This is a genomic window from Halodesulfurarchaeum sp. HSR-GB (assembly GCF_031432215.1).
Taxonomy (GTDB): Archaea; Halobacteriota; Halobacteria; order Halobacteriales; family Halobacteriaceae; genus Halodesulfurarchaeum.
In genome coordinates, this window is sequence record NZ_JAVKGN010000003.1 from 59,295 (window position 1) to 77,439 (window position 18,145).

General features: G+C 58.2%; 16 protein-coding genes and 1 pseudogene. 5 read left to right on the plus strand and 12 right to left on the minus strand.

The window, feature by feature from the left end; genetic code table 11:
- Positions 1 to 18: 18 nt before the first annotated feature.
- The 3 genes and pseudogenes from RH831_RS11915 to RH831_RS11650 all read right to left on the minus strand — a co-directional run.
- Positions 19 to 306, minus strand: a pseudogene (locus RH831_RS11915) (TFIIB-type zinc ribbon-containing protein); the annotation flags it as partial.
- Between the two features lie 195 nt (positions 307 to 501).
- Complete coding sequence (locus RH831_RS11645) at positions 502 to 960, minus strand: type II toxin-antitoxin system antitoxin SocA domain-containing protein (RefSeq protein ID WP_050049451.1); 459 nt, start codon at positions 958 to 960, stop codon at positions 502 to 504.
- A complete protein-coding gene (locus RH831_RS11650) occupies positions 957 to 1,694 on the minus strand; it encodes a TrmB family transcriptional regulator (protein WP_079977878.1) in 738 nt (245 codons plus the stop codon). The genes RH831_RS11645 and RH831_RS11650 overlap by 4 nt, the downstream gene beginning before the upstream one ends.
- 174 nt (positions 1,695 to 1,868) lie before the next feature.
- On the opposite strand from RH831_RS11650, the gene RH831_RS11655 reads away from it, so the two are divergent.
- From RH831_RS11655 to RH831_RS11665, 3 genes are read left to right on the plus strand one after another with little or no spacing between them, the layout of a single operon-like run.
- Positions 1,869 to 2,168 (plus strand): hypothetical protein, encoded by a 300-nt coding sequence (locus RH831_RS11655; protein WP_050049449.1) that lies wholly within the window; start codon positions 1,869 to 1,871, stop codon positions 2,166 to 2,168.
- A gap of 6 nt (positions 2,169 to 2,174) precedes the next feature.
- Entirely contained in the window at positions 2,175 to 2,477 is a 303-nt protein-coding gene (locus tag RH831_RS11660) for a hypothetical protein (protein ID WP_050049448.1), read from the plus strand.
- Positions 2,461 to 3,237: a hypothetical protein gene (locus tag RH831_RS11665; protein WP_144426140.1), complete on the plus strand. Its 777-nt coding sequence runs from the start codon at positions 2,461 to 2,463 to the stop codon at positions 3,235 to 3,237. Before RH831_RS11660 ends, RH831_RS11665 begins: the two co-directional genes overlap by 17 nt.
- 67 nt (positions 3,238 to 3,304) lie before the next feature.
- Here RH831_RS11665 and RH831_RS11670 read toward each other — a convergent pair whose 3' ends face one another.
- Positions 3,305 to 3,649 (minus strand): hypothetical protein, encoded by a 345-nt coding sequence (locus RH831_RS11670; protein WP_144426139.1) that lies wholly within the window; start codon positions 3,647 to 3,649, stop codon positions 3,305 to 3,307.
- Positions 3,650 to 3,708: 59 nt separating this feature from the next.
- Between RH831_RS11670 and RH831_RS11675 the strand changes: the two genes are divergently transcribed.
- Together RH831_RS11675 and RH831_RS11680 are read left to right on the plus strand one after the other, a co-directional pair.
- A complete protein-coding gene (locus tag RH831_RS11675; RefSeq protein WP_050049445.1) occupies positions 3,709 to 4,266 on the plus strand; it encodes a type II toxin-antitoxin system antitoxin SocA domain-containing protein in 558 nt (185 codons plus the stop codon).
- Between the two features lie 3 nt (positions 4,267 to 4,269).
- Positions 4,270 to 4,848, plus strand: a complete 579-nt coding sequence (locus tag RH831_RS11680; RefSeq protein ID WP_050049444.1) for a hypothetical protein — start codon at positions 4,270 to 4,272, stop codon at positions 4,846 to 4,848.
- A 102-nt stretch (positions 4,849 to 4,950) separates the two neighbouring features.
- On the opposite strand, the gene RH831_RS11685 is transcribed toward RH831_RS11680, so the two are convergent.
- Genes RH831_RS11685 through RH831_RS11720 form a run of 8 tightly spaced genes read right to left on the minus strand, consistent with a single transcriptional unit; the run spans position 4,951 to position 18,136 of the window.
- Positions 4,951 to 6,477, minus strand: a complete 1,527-nt coding sequence (locus RH831_RS11685) for a primase-associated protein (protein WP_050049443.1) — start codon at positions 6,475 to 6,477, stop codon at positions 4,951 to 4,953.
- Positions 6,474 to 7,358, minus strand: a complete 885-nt coding sequence (locus RH831_RS11690) for a DNA primase (protein WP_050049442.1) — start codon at positions 7,356 to 7,358, stop codon at positions 6,474 to 6,476. The genes RH831_RS11685 and RH831_RS11690 overlap by 4 nt, the downstream gene beginning before the upstream one ends.
- A complete protein-coding gene (locus RH831_RS11695; protein WP_050049441.1) occupies positions 7,355 to 11,170 on the minus strand; it encodes an ATP-binding protein in 3,816 nt (1,271 codons plus the stop codon). The genes RH831_RS11690 and RH831_RS11695 overlap by 4 nt, the downstream gene beginning before the upstream one ends.
- A complete protein-coding gene (locus RH831_RS11700) occupies positions 11,163 to 13,397 on the minus strand; it encodes a VirB4 family type IV secretion system protein (RefSeq protein WP_200899181.1) in 2,235 nt (744 codons plus the stop codon). The genes RH831_RS11695 and RH831_RS11700 overlap by 8 nt, the downstream gene beginning before the upstream one ends.
- Positions 13,381 to 14,502 carry a hypothetical protein gene (locus RH831_RS11705; RefSeq protein ID WP_050049440.1) on the minus strand — a complete coding sequence of 374 codons (1,122 nt, stop codon included), beginning with the start codon at positions 14,500 to 14,502 and terminating at the stop codon, positions 13,381 to 13,383. The genes RH831_RS11700 and RH831_RS11705 overlap by 17 nt, the downstream gene beginning before the upstream one ends.
- Positions 14,503 to 14,508: 6 nt before the next feature.
- Positions 14,509 to 15,570, minus strand: coding sequence for a hypothetical protein (locus RH831_RS11710; protein WP_050049439.1), 1,062 nt, complete (start codon positions 15,568 to 15,570; stop codon positions 14,509 to 14,511).
- 2 nt (positions 15,571 to 15,572) lie between these two features.
- Positions 15,573 to 16,406, minus strand: coding sequence for a hypothetical protein (locus tag RH831_RS11715; protein WP_050049438.1), 834 nt, complete (start codon positions 16,404 to 16,406; stop codon positions 15,573 to 15,575).
- Positions 16,403 to 18,136, minus strand: coding sequence for a hypothetical protein (locus RH831_RS11720; RefSeq protein WP_079977877.1), 1,734 nt, complete (start codon positions 18,134 to 18,136; stop codon positions 16,403 to 16,405). Before RH831_RS11720 ends, RH831_RS11715 begins: the two co-directional genes overlap by 4 nt.
- Positions 18,137 to 18,145: the final 9 nt, after the last annotated feature.

The window sequence follows — 18,145 nt, forward strand, 5'->3', positions numbered from 1 at the left end:
ACTGCTCCCGATCGGGGATTCGTTCCCCTTTGCGTCGGTGCCGCTACCGATTTCCGTCGACAAGCCTCCATCGTGGCGGGCCGCAGTGAGTGGGGCGCACGTTCGCTCGCTCTCCTTGTCGTCGTATGCCCGCCACCCCGGCCCGTGATTGATGCGTTGTTCGTCGATGACCAGGTCACAGTCCTCACATACCGTTTCCACAGCGTTAGTCGTGACCCGGCCGTCGCACTCGGGACACTGGTTCGCACTCGACTCCATTTTGACGTCTTCGTCGAAGCCAGTTTCGTAGATATCTCTGGTTGCCATCGTTCTCACCGTGTTCAGGGAACTCGCCAGCACTGCGACCCCCTCACCCTTTGAGGGGACAATAGACGACACCGACTCCTTACCAAGAAAATCGATCTTGAGGGCTTTTCCTCCGAAATGGGGAGAGCTGTATAAGATCTGTCTGACCTTTCGAAGGGGGTCCAGATAGCTATCGAGGTTAAATATGCCGTCTAATCATCTGAGGACGCTGTTCTCTGCATAATCTGGATATTTGGAGTAAACTATATCAATAAGATCTGGCAACCGAATATCTCCGTATTCCCGTACTATCCGTTCTGCCTCTTGGACTATCCGTTCAATATCTCCGTCAGAGATCTTTTCTCCGACAAAATCCCGCCCCTCCGGCTTGAGTTGATACTTGTACTTGACTATGTCATCCTCTTCGTCAAGTTTCTCTTTCGAGTCATCGATTAAACCCCGCTCGATGTGAGCATCTAAATCGTCGTACAGTCTACTGGAGAAGGGCCCGTAATCGTATGGTTCGAACCGATATGTGTCGGTGGGAGTTAAGTTTTCCAGATTCCCTTCCATCTGCATCAGGAAAATGAGCTTCTGGAATCGGGTACGCCCGTCAATCTGATGCTCCTCATGAGCGTACAATAACGCGAGCGGGAGCATCTTTCTGGTGTTCATGTTTGAGCCTCAACTTCTTCGTGCGCGTATGTTTGAAAGTCATCCACCATAATTCTTGCAACGTCTGAATCTTCAAATGAGAGTGTTGCGTCCTGTGTGCCGATATTCAGGAGCACTCGCTTTTCGTCTACAACGTAGTAAGATGAACGATTGTGGTTGTCGTCTATGTTCGTGGTAGCGCCGGATTCTTCTAATCGGTCTAATGTGTCTGAAGAGTGCGGTGTCCCGATGATGTTGACATCGATATCGTTCTCCAGAGCCTCTTCGATTGCTTCAATTACGTCGCGGGTGGCCCAGGCTAATCGAGTATCGAATCCGATGATGGAATCCTCGGCATCCTCGATCAGGTTCCTCAATTCGGTATTCATACCATCCTGTCCAGACAGTACCCACGCGGAGTCATCGGCGTCGGGCCCCCGTTCGATCTGTACTTCCCACGCTTCTTCGAGACTTTCGAGAATTTCGTCCGACTCTGCCTCGAACCGCTCCCGTTCTTTTTCGATTACGTGACGGGGATTCTGAGCGACATACCGCTTCGGATTCTCTCCTCGAACCTTGACGTATCCCTGTTCATGAAGACTGTTTAGCGGCTGATACACCTTTGCGGGTTGAGCGTCGATCCGAGCTGCTACCTGACTCGCCTTCATTTCTCCAAACTTTACGAGCGCATGGTAACAAGTTGATTCATACTTTCCCCATCCGAGGCGGCCCAACTCATCGCCTAATTGTTCCATTCTACTACTTATATCATAAAGTCAGACAACATCAATTCTGTGGTGAGCCACACTACTACTCAAAAGAAGTTGATGACGACTTCTTCATCTAGAATATCAGGAAAACTACTAAGTAACACCCTCACATACGCCAGCGTGATGGAAAGAGCGCATTCGTGGAACGCCGCTTTCCACATGGCTCAGCAGGAGTACGGCAAGAGAGTCAAGATCCCAAAGGTGGCCACTGGGCGCCTACCGCCACAGTTCACGGAGTCGCCGATGTCACTACACATGGGGGCGAACAAGGTTTACCGTGACCAGCGGATTACGGATAGCTTCCAGATTCGGGAATACGACGACTACCACACGGTGCAGATGGATAGACATAATCCGGATGACGGTAACGCCGTCAAGCACGCGATGACTGACGCCCTCCCTTACACACTGGCGGCAGTCGGTGTCGGTGCGATGATCTTCGGTGGTGGCGGGGGGTAAGATCAGATGTCAGTTCAGGTCGTCTATCTAGGTGCGATTGTTGGATTTGTCGTCGGCGTTCTGTTTAATGCCCGACTATTCGGGCAGACGTCGAGGGCGGGCTACCACGGTCGGAGTGGACAATTCAGAACAAAATCAGATGCCATGTTCGGAAAGGCGGCGTCTATCGCCTTCACCACCGTAGCCGGGTTTTTTGCTGGCCCAATGCTCTACGGATTCTTCGTCACTAACCCATTCGTGGGAGTTGTTGGGATCCTCGGCCTCCTCTACGTAGGGCTACACAAAGAGGTCGATGCGTGGAACCCTTGAGGTTATCATGAGTGGTAGCAATTACTTCAAAACGACGAGCGACGTAGTGATCAAAGGGGAAGTCCACTCCAGCAGAGGCGACTTCGAAGAAGAGCGAGAACTCCTCGCCGAGGGAGTTGATACGCTCGTGGTTGAGGGGAGCCAGGATGAAACTGAAGTCGGCTGGCTCCACGGCTGGTTCGGTATTGCGATGATGATCTTTGAGTACCTGTTCGCTAGCTTTCTATACACCGACCACCAGACGCTGGTGGACATAGCGAAGGGACAAGGAGCAGACGTGGTGTACACCCGAGAGACAGACGCGGCCCTCATCGAGAATTCGCACAAACTGGTGGTAGCGTCAGCGTTTGTCTTGTTCTACTTCCTCGTCTTCCTCTCGGCACTATTCGGTCTTCTCGGTGCGCAAGTATACGGCGCCGCGACTCTACTGATGGCCGGCCTTGGGCCAATCATCATACTGCGAATTCACGAGACTCGGAAGTCTGGTGACAACCGCGACAAGAAAATCGCCGAGAAAATTGAGGGTGTCGCGGGGAACGGGGATCGGGTCGTCGCGGTTATGGGCCAGAGCCACGCAAAGAAGGTGCCCGACTACCTTCCAGATGAGATTGACCCCGACGTCCGCGAGCCAAAATATGGCTTCTTATCGCTGTCGATGGGGCGCGACCTGTTCGTTCCTGCGGTTCGGATGATGGGAATGATGGCGATTGTGTACCCAGCGTTCCTCGCAGTCTTTCAGACTTACTTCGCGTTCATCTGACGTGGCTACAGTTGTCGAACTAAGTTTTACTTCCCCCAACTCTTGCGTCGGTATTGAAGGGCATTTTTCAAATCGCGTCAAGGAGGTCAACACCGCGCTGTAGTGCTACCATCCCCAATCTCGATGCCAGTTGGGTACTCGTTTCCCGTACGAAAGGGATGATATCAAGCATATTGTCTTTATCGGGGTTTTCGTCTTCTAATTCCAACTCAAACTCCTCCACACGCTCCTCAATGCGCTCCTTCTCCTCTGTTGAGGTCATCAGCCGGTTAATTTTCTCGTGAATTTCTTCGATAGTGATGTACTGTTCCTGACTCTGCTCCTGAGAAGAAACCTGAGTGACAGCAGATAGTCGGTGAGTACGTTGATTGGGATAGATGCTTGATGAAGATGCTGTTTGAGGAGAAATCACGGAAAAATGGCTCAACACCAAGCTTATGCCACTGTAACACAGATTGAGATGTAAGAATCATGGCTCCTAGCGCGTCCGAAGACCCTCCGCTTGAGCTGGACTCTGACGATAAGCAGGAGCTGAAGGAAATAGTCGTAGAGTTCCTCTCTCGCTATGAGGGCCTCTACGAGAAGCGGATTCAGAAGCTTATCTTCTACGGAGAGATAGCGACTGCGATTAAGACGGGGCAGCGCTTGACGGACGCGGATTTTATGCCGTATGATTACGGTCCCTACTCCCGGGCAATCACAAACGTCCTAGACGAATTAGTTGAAGAGGGTCGTATATCGATCCGAGAGGATGGCCAGTATGCGACGACTTTGTCTGGTGGGAATATCTCTCCGAAGAAGACCTATCTAATCGGGAAGATACACTCGGAGACGAAGCGGATGAGTACTGACGAACTTGTTGACCGTGCGAAGAATACGTGGCTCTGGAAGAACTACGAATACGGAGAGGATATGGATTTCGCCGAGTACATTGACGAGGTCATAATGTCCCCGAATGAGAGGGATATGGCCCGAGAGCCAGAGAGAGACCCCGTGGAAGATGCCGACATGGAACGACTTCTTTCCTAGCTGATGGGCCAACTCCCGACTGATGTTCCTTGGGACGTAAATTGGGACAAGAAATTCGAATCCCAGCTGGAAGAGCTCAAACAGAGTGGCTCATTCGATACGTATCGGAAGAAAACAATCCGCATTATACGGAATCCAATCAGAGAAGGGTCATATAAGAGTGAAAACCTAAAAGGCCTCAAAACAGCACACGTCTCGGGGAACTACCAAGACATCATCTGCTTCGAGCTTACTCCGGGTGTAAACCACCAGTCGCAGCAAGAGAAACTGGAGGAAGTCTACCTCCACTTTATAGATCACTGGGACAACTACGATTCGGCATTAAGCAGTCGTAATGCGGCAGGGCGAACAGTCGAATTTACAATCGAGATGCCGTATCTCGAAGAGGGCTATGACGTAGAGCGGGCAAAGAATACTGTCTACAAAGCCGTAAAAGATCTTGATGGGAGCCGAATCACGCAAGAATGGGGAGACGAATGTCTTCGGTTGACCGGAGAGGTCTCACCAGAAGACAAAGATGTCGTTAAGACAGCGATCCCGACAACAGTCGATGTGAAGTTCAACGAGAATACATTGTTTTGAATAGGCGCTCAAGTTGGAATATGAGCACTCGCTGACTAACAGCTGTCTCACCAGGGTTAGTATCTAATCAATAGTATTTCAATAGAGCCAGCAATCTGTAGTTCAGAACTGCTCAGCGGGACCGGCGGATTCCTCCACAACCTGCTCATACATCTCGTCCGGAAACGGGAGACTCCCCCAGATCGAGTAGGGGCACTGGTCTTGGCCGATGCAGTAGCGCTGCATATCGTCGTTATCGCAGTTCATCGGCAACGGGGTGTCGCCGTCGATTGTGTTTGAGAACTCGTAGCGAATCTGGTACTCGGTTTCCTGTTTGTCGTACCACGGCCACCGGGAGAAGACGCCCTTGAGGTCTGCGACGACCTCGTCGAGGCTGCTATCCTGATACTGCGGGAGCCACATCACCATCCGCGCAAAGTTGTAGAGATCCTTCCGCACGGGCTTCTTCTCGTGCAACCGCTCCTCCATATTGGCCATACAGGGTAGTTCGAAGAGGTCCTCTATCTCCTGGACCTCGATCTGCTCTGCGCCGGTCCCGGCTCGCCCGATCCGGTACGTGTTGACGCGCCCGTCGCGGTCGATCGTGACGGCCGAATGGGACTCGTGGTCGGCCAGCGTCTTCGCGAGACTACTCGGACTCGAGATCCAATCCGTCACGGAGGATTCCCAGTCGTCCTCGGCGCCGTACGCGTCGACCGCTCGATAGAGTTCTTTCGCCGTGTGGAACTCTCCCTTTTGGGCGACCTCGTCGTCGGCACCACTCAGGGCCCGTCGGAGCACGCGGATCGTCCGCTCGCCACGGTCCCAGTTCCGCCAGATCCGTTCGTGATGGCCTGTCTCGAGGAAGCGGTCGATTCGCTCCGTGATTGCCGACTCGTTCGTGGTCAGCCACGTTAGCTGGTCGTCCGAGAGGCCGTCCTCCTGTACGCGCAAGAGCTTCTTGAACGCCCGCTCAGCATAGTCACGATACTTGCTGTCGAAATCGCCGACCGGAACGTACAGATGGTTGTCCTTCACTCGCGTCAGTATCTCCCCGCCATCGCCCGTCTCTGTCGACGACTCGTCCTCCTCTCGAACGAGACATTTGCGTGACGCCGCAGCCATCGGGATTTCGAGGTACAGCCCATCCCCGAACCCCGCCATCTCTTTGATTCCCGTACAAACCCGTCCGGGATGCGGCCCATCCTCACCGGGATCTTTGCTGTACAGCACCTCGGCGATGTCCTGCTGGAGCGACCCATCACCGTGGGCGCGGATGAGTGACGCGAGATTGTTGACGTACAGCTCTCGGATGTCGTAGAGCACCTGGATGTTCCGGGGCGAGGCGTGCTCGAACTTCGGGTGCTCTTTCACACAGATCGCACTCAACGTCGCGAGCACAGCGAGCGTCCCGGGCTCGTCGACGAACGGTTCATCGGCAGCGTCGGCACGAACCTGCTCTTTGAACGCAGCCATCCCGAACCGCTCGCTGTCGTTCAAGAGGTCTTCGGGCTGGTCCTCGCCGTCGACGACGTATCGATTGTAGCCACGCGTAAACAGCTGGTTGATGCGGGTGTCACCGTATTCCAATGGGAGCACTGCAACCCGATACGCGGCGTCCTCGTCGTCGGTGGGGGTTCTCGGACTCATTCTGTGATCACCTCCGGAGTCGCCGACCGAACGTCAAAATTCGGGCTCTCGATGGGTTGGACGATGCTACAGACGTCGGCGTGAAACGAGTAGGGCAGGCGAGCGACTCGCCGGCGGTCGGCTGTCACGACGGGGTCGATCGGGATCTCGTAGGTCTCGAGGAGGAGGTCGTTCAACACCTCGCGACTCGGTTCGTCGTATCGGTGCGCCGGGTCCGTATCGAGGAGGTAGACATGGACACCCTGCCCGCTGTACACGACCATCGTCTCCTTGGCGTCGAAATCGTCCTCGAAGATGTCGCGCACCTCGAACCCGTACTCGATAGCGCGGTCCACATCCTCGAATGCATACGGATACCCCTCGGGAGCGGCGTCGAGGAGGCCTGCGGCATCAAGGAGCGCATCGTCATCCTGGCCGTCGACGTCCTCCGAGACCATATCCGCTGCTCGTTCCCGGGCGATTTCTTTCGCGTCGATGTCGACCAGGAGGACCCACGGCCGCTCCCAATGATCCAGTGCGTAGTAGACGGCGTCGGGCCGTGGATCCGGTTTCTCCAGGACCTCCGGGTCAGCAAGCGCGAACTTGCTCCGTCCGAGTGGGTCGTTGCGAGCCGGATGCCGAATGAACTCCACGACGTCCTCGAAGTCGTCGAACTCGGGCGCTGTTCGGTCTCCCGATGCATCTGTCTGCCACGTATCTCGCCGGATGAAGTCCTTGTCAGGGACATCGTCTTTGCGAACCGGATGGGGGTCTCGAAAGGCGACGGCGTACTGTTTCGGGCCGGTCGACGTGATGAATTCGGGGAGGTTGTCGATGTAGCGGGGGAACTCCTCGGCGTAGTACGCGTAAATCTCCTCGCGGGTTGCCTGTCGCCACGTCATTGGTTGACCTCCTGATCGAGATTCTTGAACCCTCGGACGGTGGTCATTCCCGCTGCACCGAAGTCCGCCACAGCGTCTCGGATCGTCGAGAACGACCGTGCGTCCCGTCCGCTGACACTCTCTTCGATCCGGTCCGCGTGGGCCAGCTTGTCCAGAACTTCGATGGCCGTCTCGCGGTTGTTGAACGCCCAGATTGCGTCCGCATCTACCGAACTCAACTTATCGTAATCGTCGACCGGTGCGTGGGTGTTGTTGCTCGGGAGTTCTGCTTCCCCGAGCCAGACGAATTCACCACCCGCGTCGAACCCGGCGACGTCGAACACGGTGTCGTCATCGTGTTCGTAGTAAGGCTCGACGCGAGCGACGTCGTCCTGCTGCTGAAGCCACAGCTCGAGGAGTCTGACCCCAACCTTGTGCGGCGTTTTCCCTCCGATATCGCCCCTTCCGGGACCCACCTGCAGCTTTTCTCCGAGGAGCTCGCGCCCCGCTGGGAGGACGGTGTAGTATTTGCGGCCACAGGCCGAGGCTTCCTCGACGAGGTTCTGGTCGATAAGGCGGCGGAGATTGAGATCCTCGAACTCGTCTCGGAGCGAACGCATCGAGTCGAGGAGGGTGTACTCGGTAGCTTCCCTGTTCATGACGTCGAGGATGCGACTCAGGAAGCGGACGTCGTCACGACTGAGTCCCCGTTTTCGGAGTTCGTCATCGGTGACAGCCACATTGCTCTCCTGAACCGGAGTCGATCCGTTCTCCGGCTCCGTTCCCTGGTCATCAGTGCTCTCCTCCTCGTTGGATACTCCGAACAACGAGCTGATCTCCTGAGAGTCCTCATCGGGCGCACTCTCAGCGTCGTCTTGGTTGTCCGGCGCGGTCTCCGTCTCGGTCGTTGGTTGCTTGATAAACGAGGACTGAGTAGGCTCTGAGGCGGAACCACCGTCTTTGGACGGAACCGTCGTGTCGGCTCCCAAGCTTCCCCAGTCAGCATCCTCCGGGGCAGTGCTCGATTCAGTCCTCCCTGTAAGGCCGTACTGGGCCTGTGTCCGTTCCACCATCCGTGGCCGGGACACGGACTCGAAATGGTCTTCCTGCGGCTCTGTGAGCGGCTGGTCGCTTTCTGGATGCCCCGGCGCAATTGGGAGCGGCTTCAGCGAAAACGGAGCGGGCCCAGTCTCCCCGAACGACGGGCTCGGGAGTTGGGTGATCCACTCGCCACTCGGAAGTGTATTGATTCGGTTGCGGAGTTCGGTCGGGCTGAGGTCCTCGTGGGCGAGCGACTCAGCGAGGTCACGCTCGACCGAGATGTTGCCGATGAGCTTCGTCTTGATGTTGTTCAGCACCTCATCGTAGGCCCGCTCGTTCCGGTTGCGCACCTGTTCAGGAAACTGCATCACGAGTCCCATGCTCAGCCCAAACGACCGCCCCTGGGGCAGCAGCTGCTCGGAGACAAGCTTCGTAGAAGCGACCGGGGCTGCCTCCTCGATAATGAGGTTCGTGAGCTTCTCGTAGTCGGTCTGGCCGTCGCGCCGGCGCACCTGGACCGCGTCCCAGAGGTTACTCAACAGGAGCAGGGTGATCGCTCGCTGCGCCTCGGGACGGAGATCCCCGAAGTCGAACAGGATGGTGGCGTCTTCATCGAGGAACTCGCGGAAGTCGAAGTGATTGTCCACGTACTCGCCGTCGTCGTTCTGCTCGGGGACGTGACTGAAGATCCGACGGAGATGCGCGTCCTCTTTGAGCTTGTCGAGGCGGTTCCCGACGGCGTCCATCGACACCTGGAACTGGTGGTTGTCCTTCGCGAAGTGGCGCGTCAGCGATTCCTCGATGTTTTGATTGTCGGCTGAAACGGGCGGGATCGTCTGGTCGCGCTGCATCCGGAGGGCGGCGGCGAAGAGGTCGTCCAGCCCGAACACGTCGCTCCCGTACTCCTCGTCGAAGAGCGCCTTGATCAGGTAGCTGAGGATCTCGTTCGCGACGAACGCCTGGCCGTACTGCTCGCGGCCCATAATCATCCGGAGGATGTCGTGGACGTGGTCGACCTTGTCCTGAATCGCGTCCTCGCGGTTGCGCCCGGCCTCCAGCGCAGGACGAATGTCGAAGAAGGAGAACGCGGGGATGGCCTCCGGGACGCGGAATTGGTAGACGTCGTCCAACCCACCGAATTGCTCGTAGTGGCAGCGCAGATAGTTCTCGCACATCCCGTCGCCCTTCGGGTCGACGATGACGACGGGCCCGCCGGTCGTCTCCCGGAGCGAGAGAGCGTCGTTGATGATCGCCTTCGACTTCCCACCGCCCGTCGACGCGAAGCGACCGTAGTGCGTCGTCAACAGATCCGGAGGAATTCGAATTGGGTCTGGCCGCGGCTCGCCGTTCTCGTCGAGTGCGTACCCGATAGCCATCCCCTCCTGGAACTGATGAATCAGGTCTGGATTCGGCCACGGCAGCGGATTCCGGCTTTGCTGTTCGGCGCGGGTACCCCGCGTTCCCTCGACCGTCAACTGTTCGGAAGAGGGAACCAACACAACGTTCGCGAGCTCTGTCCCACAGAGCACCAAATCGGGCCGGGTCTTGCCTCGTCCGGTCGTCAGTTCGCGGTTGAGGAGGCGCTGCAGGGCGGCCCGTGCCTTCTTCTCCTTCGTTTTCTCACGGAAGCCATTGTCACGGAGGCGTTTCCCCTCGACCTCGTAGAACGGCCCATCAAGTGGATCGAACACCGGCAGTAGTGAGTCCATTCGGGCATCGAGATCGTCGCGAGTGTCCTCGGTGGGGACGCCGACGGCGTGGATATTGGCCGTGAACGACCGTTTGGCGTTCTTCGCATCGATGTACTCGATCCGCTTTTCGACGGATTCACTGATCTGCTGTTCGTTCTGGTCGCTCCGTTGGTCTTTGACCTCGAGCAACGACCCGACGACCTCTTGGAAGAACGTATCCCGGCCGTCGACGAGGTTCTCTTTCCGAACCTCCGCGTCGGACTGCCAGCTAGATCGTCGTTGGAAAACGACTTGGAACGCGGTCGGCGCTGTCGCCTCCATCAGGTGGTCGATAAGCGAAGCGAGCGCTGCGCCGGGTTGGTCGGCGGACGAGAGGTCTCCGGTCGTCTCCTTCGCCGTGAACGGCGTCAGCGAGGTCATCCAGTCCTGCTTTCGCGTCGTGGATCCACACCACCGGACACCGAGCGGCGAGACGGCATCTTTCGCTGGGCGAGCCAGAATCGTCCCCTCCGGTGTCATCGTCGGCTTCTCGATGGCCGGCCGCTCCCCGTCTTCCGGGAGGGAATCGGGCGGAGCTAGTTCGAGGACCGAGTCCCCGACAGCAATATGATGGTCAGGTACTGTGGTGGATGCCGTACCGCCGTCGACAACCGGATCTGCTTCGGCTGACTCGGAGTCACCTGGCCCCTCGTCGACGGGGTTGTACTGTTCCGCCGGGCCAAACTCGTACTGAAGCCGCCCGGCTTCGTAGTGGTTGACGAATTCCTGCGGTGTGAACTCGACCGGCTGAATGAGCCGGTCGGCGACGTCGACGTCGACGCGTTCGATGTCGAACGTGGCCGGGTAGATGGAACGGAGGCGTTTCTCGAGCGTATCGAGGTGCGCATCGGCCCCGTAGAAGAATTCCACCGGGTCGTCCGGGCCATCGCTCATCGCGAGAAACTCGAATCGGGGTGGTGTCTCACTGTGGAGCGGATTCAGCTTCGCCCCGAGGCCCGACGATCCGGGTGTGGTCAGTTTGTGGAGGCTGTCGAGGATACGGGGGATACTCTCCGGATCGAGTCGCTCGGACGTCGGCGTTACGCGCAGGTACTCAGACATTATCGTTCCCTTCTGTTGAACCCCCGTCTGGCTCGGCCTCGACGCCGTCTGACCCCTCGTTCGTTTCGCTCGTTCTATTCGTTCCGTTCGTTGCTCGGTTCTCGAGCTCCTCCTGGAACTCCTGCATCTCTGTATCGACGGCGCCGTCACCGGCGCCGGGCAGCGAGGACCGAACCTGTGCGGTCGGGTCGAAGTCGATAACCTGTTTCTCCTTGGGCATCGCCTCGACCTTCATCCCGCGCCACTCGCCGTCGACGCCGACGAGCGCCTCCGAGAACCCAGCGTCCTCGTTGCCCGGCACTGCGTCCTGCACGAATCGCATCTGCGCGTAGTTCAACCCGAACTCGTCGGCCCACTGGTCGTCCATCCCATCGAGGCGGTGGAACTGCTTGACTGCACACTGGTCGAGGATCGCTTCGGATTCAGCGTGCTCGAAGAACTCGTCGACGGTCTGTGTCACGAGTCGAATCGAGAGGTCGTGGTGCCGGTGGTGCCGGAAGACCGTCTCGAGGAACGCCAGGCTCGCGGCGTCCTGCATGATGTACCGCGCCTCGTCGATGTAGAACACGACCTCCTTGTCCGAGACCTTTGCCCGCTCGTAGACTAGCGAGATGAGAAGCTGCATCGTCAGCGCCGTGCTGCTGTCCACGCTGCCCTCCTGCTGGGCGAGATCGAGGTAGATGACCTTCTCGTCGCGGATGTCGAACGCCGACTCCTTCCCGAGATTGGCGTGCCGACCTTCATCTTCGAAGGGGCGGAGCTGATCGAGGAGCCACGTCGCGTCTTCCTCAATCTTCCCGGCCTCCTCGTCGGAGCGGACGACAAACTCCTCGGGGTCGTCAACCATGTCCTCGAAGACGTCCATCATGTCCCGAACCGTCGGACTCGGATTGCTGTGCGTCGTGATGTCGTCGGTGATGTCGTTGCGCTTGTAGGCGCGCTTGAGGCCGAGTTCGAGCGTCGTCCGCCGGTCACCGAGTGAGATACCGCGGAGCGCGAAGAAGTTCGTCAGGAAGCTCATTGCGTCGTCGAGCTTTTCGTTGAACGGACTCGCGTCCTCGCCCATCGCGCGCTGGACGCGTTCCGGCGTCTGACGGATCTCCAATGGGTTGAGGCCGAGCGTCCCGCCGACGGTGATGCGCTTTGCATCGAGCGCCTCGGAGACGCCGGCCCAGTTGTTCAACGGTTCGAGGATGATGCCAATCCGATTCTTGCTCTGCTCGATGGAGCGGATGAAGTTCTGCTTCGAGCTAAAGGACTTCCCGGAGCCCGTGTCACCGACGGTGAACATCGCGTAGCCGTTGTCCCGGGCGAACGGGTCGATGACGACGGGACTCTGATTGTCCTTGTGGATGCCGACCTCGACGCCGCCCTCCTCGAGGATCGTCGCGTTATGAGGAGCGGAGAGCAACGCGCCGACAGCGCCGCCAAGCGCGATGGACTCGCGCCCGAACTCGTTGTCACCGATCGGGGCTGCGGACTGGAGGGCGAGGTCCTGCCGACAGATGGCCGTCTTCGGTGTGAGGTTCGCGGGATCGTCGCGGAGCGTGCTCTTGACCTTCTGGACGGCATCCCGAAGGTCGTCTTTGTCGTCGGCGCGGACCGTGATGAACATCCCCTGGTCGAAGACGTTCGCGCCGTTCTCGACGGCTTTGTACGTCGCGGCCGCCTCGTTCGCCCGCTCTTGGAGGTAGGCACTCCGGACGCTCTGTTCGAGGTCGGCGTCGACCTGGAGGTCGTCCGCGATGTCTTGGAGTTCGTTCCGGGCCCGCTGCTGGTTTTTCGGCGTGATGTGGGCGGTGAGATCGAACTCGACGTCGGTCATCTCGAAGAGGTCGCTTAGGTAGCCATCGTTCGGGTAGTCGGCGTAGTCGGCGATGTACAGCGTCGTCGTCCACTGCTCGCCGACCCGTGCGGCTCGTGTTTCCCACTCGATGGTTTCCGGCGCCGTCACCGTCTTGTGCGACTCGGCGATGTCGTCGAGGAGCTGGCGTTCGCCGTGGCCGTCTTCGAGCGTCTCCTCGTCGAGGAGGTCGGAGAACTCGACCTCTTCTTCGTCCTCCTCGGTGTACCTGTCCCAGAGGAGCTTCCCGACGGCGCCGAGGACGACGACGATACCGACGTAAAGTGCTGCACCTTCAGCCGAAGTCGGGTCCGAGAGCCACTCGACTAACTGACCGACAGCTCCGCTTCCCGACTGGAGGACCAGGTTATGCACCGTGGTCATCCTCCCGGCGCGAGTGGCCGATGATGGGTTGTTCGCGAACGACGCGCTCTGCCTTGTCGTAGTCGTGCTCGTGCCCGTTCCAGAAGTCCATATTCAGGACGAATAGCTCGACCGTGCTGAGTCGACGCGCGGACCACCCGGATGCTTGCTGGATGAACTCGGCGCGGACGTCGTTGACCCGGCTGTCGAGCTTCTCGAACATCTGTGCGCGGCGTTCGACGTCGGTGAGGTCCTCACGTCGGGTGACGAACGGGTTGAACAGGAAGCCGATGACGGGGAACTGCGTCAGCTTCTCGGCAGGAGTACCCTCATCGCGGAAGCGGTCGTAGACCTCCAACGGCGTGACCTCGACGCCGATGTAGTACCGAACCTGCTGAGTCCCCCGGTCACGCATCTCCTTCGGCCGCGTCTCGCGGTATTCCTCGAGGAGTTCTTTGAAGATCGAGTTCTCCGTGACGTCCTCATCGTTCAGTCGGTCTTCAATATTCTCGGTGATTTGTTCCACCGGAAATGAGCGGGTTGTCGCGTGGAGTTTGAGCTTCGAGTCCAGTTCTTTGTTGGCGAACTCTTCGCCGGCGTCCTGGAGCTGGGCCCAGTCGTCGGACATCGCGAAGTCCATGTTGCCGGGATTGATTTCGATGAACGCCTCCATCGTCCCGTCGGCTCGCTGTATCGCGCCAGCTCCCGGCCACGCCCGCTCGATGTTCGTGAGGTCCTGCGTTCGTTCGTCCGGCTTGAACGGCGTGTAGTTTGCGAGCCCGCCTTCGTTCCGCTCCGTCTCGTTAGTACTACTGTCGGCTTCCTCCGGGGCGCTAAAAGTGATCCGGGGACGCTTGACGTACCGGTAGACGTCCTTCGTCCACGTCCACGCGTTGAGGTGGTCGGGAGAGACGTAGATGACTGCGACGCCGAAACCGAACCCGCCGGCGATGAACGGGAGGGCGAGCGATTCGATTCCGGTGAGACCAGCAACGAACAGCCCAATGATCGGGAATGCGATGAGTACGCCGACATCGCCCTCCTCGATGTTGAGGTAGGGGATGCGACTTACTTCGCCGAACTGGTCCGTGATGCGTCGTGCGGCTGCGTCTTTATCTATGGACATGAATTGTTAGTAGCTTCCAGGGTCGTTCTCGGTACGCCGGTACGACGGCGTGGGGCTGTCTTCGTCGCTGTTCGCACCTCGAGCGGCCGCCTTCTGCGCGACTGCATGGCCGGCGGCGGCTTTCGGTCCCCACCGAGCGGCGGTCGTCGCGACGCCGGCGCCACCGACGTACGCACCGGCTGCGACACCACCGATGAGGGCTGCGCCTTTCGTCGCGCCACCGACGACCTTGGCAGTCAGTGGCGTCGCGTATTTGAACGTCTTCCAGGTCACATAGAGTGCGACGAGCGGTAGGGATACAGCGACTAGGTACTTGAGAAACACGGTCCCTGGCGTTAACGACCCACCAGCGTAGATGAGATCATATCCCTTGAGAACCATTGCTGCTGGAAGTGGGAGGACAGCTAGGGGAACGAACCGTTTGGAGAATCCCATTGCAATGTCGGAGATGACGGGAATATTCCCGTAGGCTAGGGCGAACGCAATCGGCATCCCGTATAGGTAGACGTAGAGTAGAATCATGCGAATGTAGAACAGCGCCTCCAAAGCCCACATCGAAATCCCACCGAAGAGGGCGAATAGTAGCCCTAGACCGGGGTTGGCAATAGATACACCCAAGAACTGTAGCATAGCTGCGGACACCGAAGAGAGATCGGGCATCAGGGCAATAGTGAATCCATCAACGAGGTACAGGGTGAGGGCGCCGATCCAGTACCATGTGATGATCAGAAATGCTCCGACCCATGCAGTTTTCTTGGTCTTTCGAGCCTTGTAGGCACTTCCCATGTTGAAGATTCGAACCGTGTGGCGCCCCTGAACGCTCATCACGAGTAGCAGGAGAGAGATAAGCATGATTTCGCCACCAACGAGCCCATCTTGAATCGCTGGCCAGGGCGCGTTGCTTGGCTCACCGAAAATAAATGCCCCATCTGTCTGTGGCGTTGGAGTTCCAAACATCCCCTCTGTCAGGGTCTGATACCCTGACCGGAGTCCATCCATGAACAGACCGATGAACCACTCAACGACATCCTTGATCCCCTCCAGTACGACATCTATGAGATCGACCATCGTCAGGTCTCCGTGATTGTGATTTCACAATCGCTCATCTCATCAGAACCAGAGTACTGGACATCAAACAATTTCGCGACCTCGTCGCCTCCGACTCGTGTCTCTACGAAAACTGTGAATTGGCCGCTGTTGCCTTCGGAAGAGCATCCCATTCCCTTCTCAGACTCTGAGCCGAATGGAAACGAGTTACTGAAGAGGTCCGTTGTCTCCCCAGGGTCGACTATTACTTGTTCAGTATCATACATCCCGTTTCCCTGGGGATTCTCGATTGGATTAGGGACGTCTCCAGCAAACACTAGTTCAACGATAGCCTCTGGACCAGTTCCCGTATTTGTCACTGTGACGAATGCCTCGCCGTTCTTCAATCGGTCCGTCTCAGTGTCGCCGTAGACTTCGTCCCACGGTTTGTCGGGATTGTTTCGGAACAACCCAACATCTTGCATCTGAATTTCTGGTTGAATCTCGGTGGAACTCTCCGCAATCGTTTCCTCGCCTTTCAGTGCGACCACTCGGTACTCACCGGGCGCGTAGGCGGTTCCAATCTCGAACGAGACCTGTTGAGCCCCGGCGGCCACGTCACGCTGTCCGAACAGCTCACCGTTCGGCTGGATGAGGTTAACCTGGCTGACGTCAGCATCAGCGGAAAGTTCGACGACGAGCGTCGTCCCCTCGACAGCGACAGGCTCGAGCGGACCTTGGCCGCCTGGAGAGGTAGTTCCGTCACCAGGCGTTCCAGAGCCGCCATCCTTGTTCAAGCAGCCGGCAACGCTCACGAGCGCAGCACCGGCGACTGTTCGGAGGGCGGTCCGTCTGCTGAGTACGTTGTGTTGAGTCATGGGTTGCTGTCGAAGATGTCTTCTGGACCGAGCATTCGGAGGAGACGTTTGCCTGCGTAGAACATCACGAAGAACGGGATGAGCTGCCAGCCGACCTCGAACAGGAGAGCGAACCACCCGTCAATCGTTCCCAGCGGATGCCAGCGAGCGGTCGCGGAATCGCTCACGTACGCGGGAGTATGGCCGAGCCACGAGCCCGGATGGTACCGAGCCGTGTAGATTCCCGGCTCATCAATCGTCACGATAGCCACCCCGGATGCGTTAGTCTCGACGCGCTGATCTGCGATGGTGATGTATCCGCTTCGAGTGCTTCCGCCGATCGGGTATTGGCGGCTATCGTCGAGCGCGATTGGTGCATCGGTCTGATTATCCCGGAGTTCGACCCTGAGCGTCGCTTGCGACTGGTTCTGCTGGATGACCTCTACGGAGAGGTTGCTGCGCCGGAGCTGCCGCTCAGAGCCAGCATCTGGCTCAACAATTGAGGCATTCACGCCCCTGACGATCCCCGCAACGTTAAGCGCCTCACGGTCGACGTTCTGGGCTCGAACGGCGACACCGTACGTCGTCGTGTAGGCCTCGTTGATGATGTCGATGTTGATGTTCTCGCCGATGGTTCCGACCGGCGACGAGCGGTCAGTCCCCCATGTATCAATGAGCTCCGGCCCGTCTCGAACTGGTTCGGCACGCGGGCCGATCCGCGAGGGATACGCGTGGACGTAGACCGGAATCGCGTCAGACTGGACAGTAGCACTATCCGTCCGATCCGACCGAACAAGCGTATCCCAGTTGGTGTTCCGAGCGGTGTAGAACCGCCAAACACCACGCACGCTTGCGTTCCCCTCGTCAGTGAGCGTATATCCTTGCCACGGTCGGGACTGAAAGATAGCCACCCCAGCATCGCCATCGGGGTACTCGGCGTAGTAGGGGTACGCCGAGAGGTCATAAATCTCGACGTCGACCGAGTCCGAGACGTTGTGTGACTCCGTGCGGTAGACGACAGTGACGTCAGTCCCATTTCCCCGGTCGATCCGGATCGTCTTTTTCAGCCGAGCGTGGATCTCCGCTTCGAGGCTGAGGGTGGCACTCCAGTCGTCGTCGATCCGATAGTTAATAGCCGGCGTGTGCGACCCATCTGTTCTCGCGATGGTCTTCTCGTTTTTCTTCAACCGCACTTCCTCGATCTCGTCATTCGTGAGCGACCACTCAACAGTCTTGTTGCCGGAGGAACTCCCGTTTGGAATACGGACGCGGTAATCGACGAACCCGCGCATCGTTCCATTCGGCGCGATATAGAGTGGAGTGTCACCGGACTCGAGGTGGCCTCGGGTGGACGGCTGCACTGCGAACACGGTCGCATGGGCGTCCTCGATGAACACCCCGTCTTCGAGCGACGCGTGAGGCGGATACACAGATGTGTCCGACCCTCCGGCTTCGAGGTCCTCGAAATCGTTCCGGGTCCAGGTTGCGGCGGTTGCAGGCGGCCGCTTGAACGTAATGTCCGTTCCGTTCGCGAGCTGGTGTATCGCCGTCCGTTCGTCACCATAGCGCTGACTGTACTCTTCCTGACTGATGTAGGTGTCCGCATCGCGCGACCAGAGCGTTGACGACTCGTTTTCCGTGAGCCCGTTGTCCTCCGTCCCCGGTCGCGGCGGGTCGGCTGCGACGATACCCGTGACTAGGCTCGTCACGAGTAAGCCGATCATGAGCATGGAGAGCTCTCGGTGGTTCATAGGGCTTGC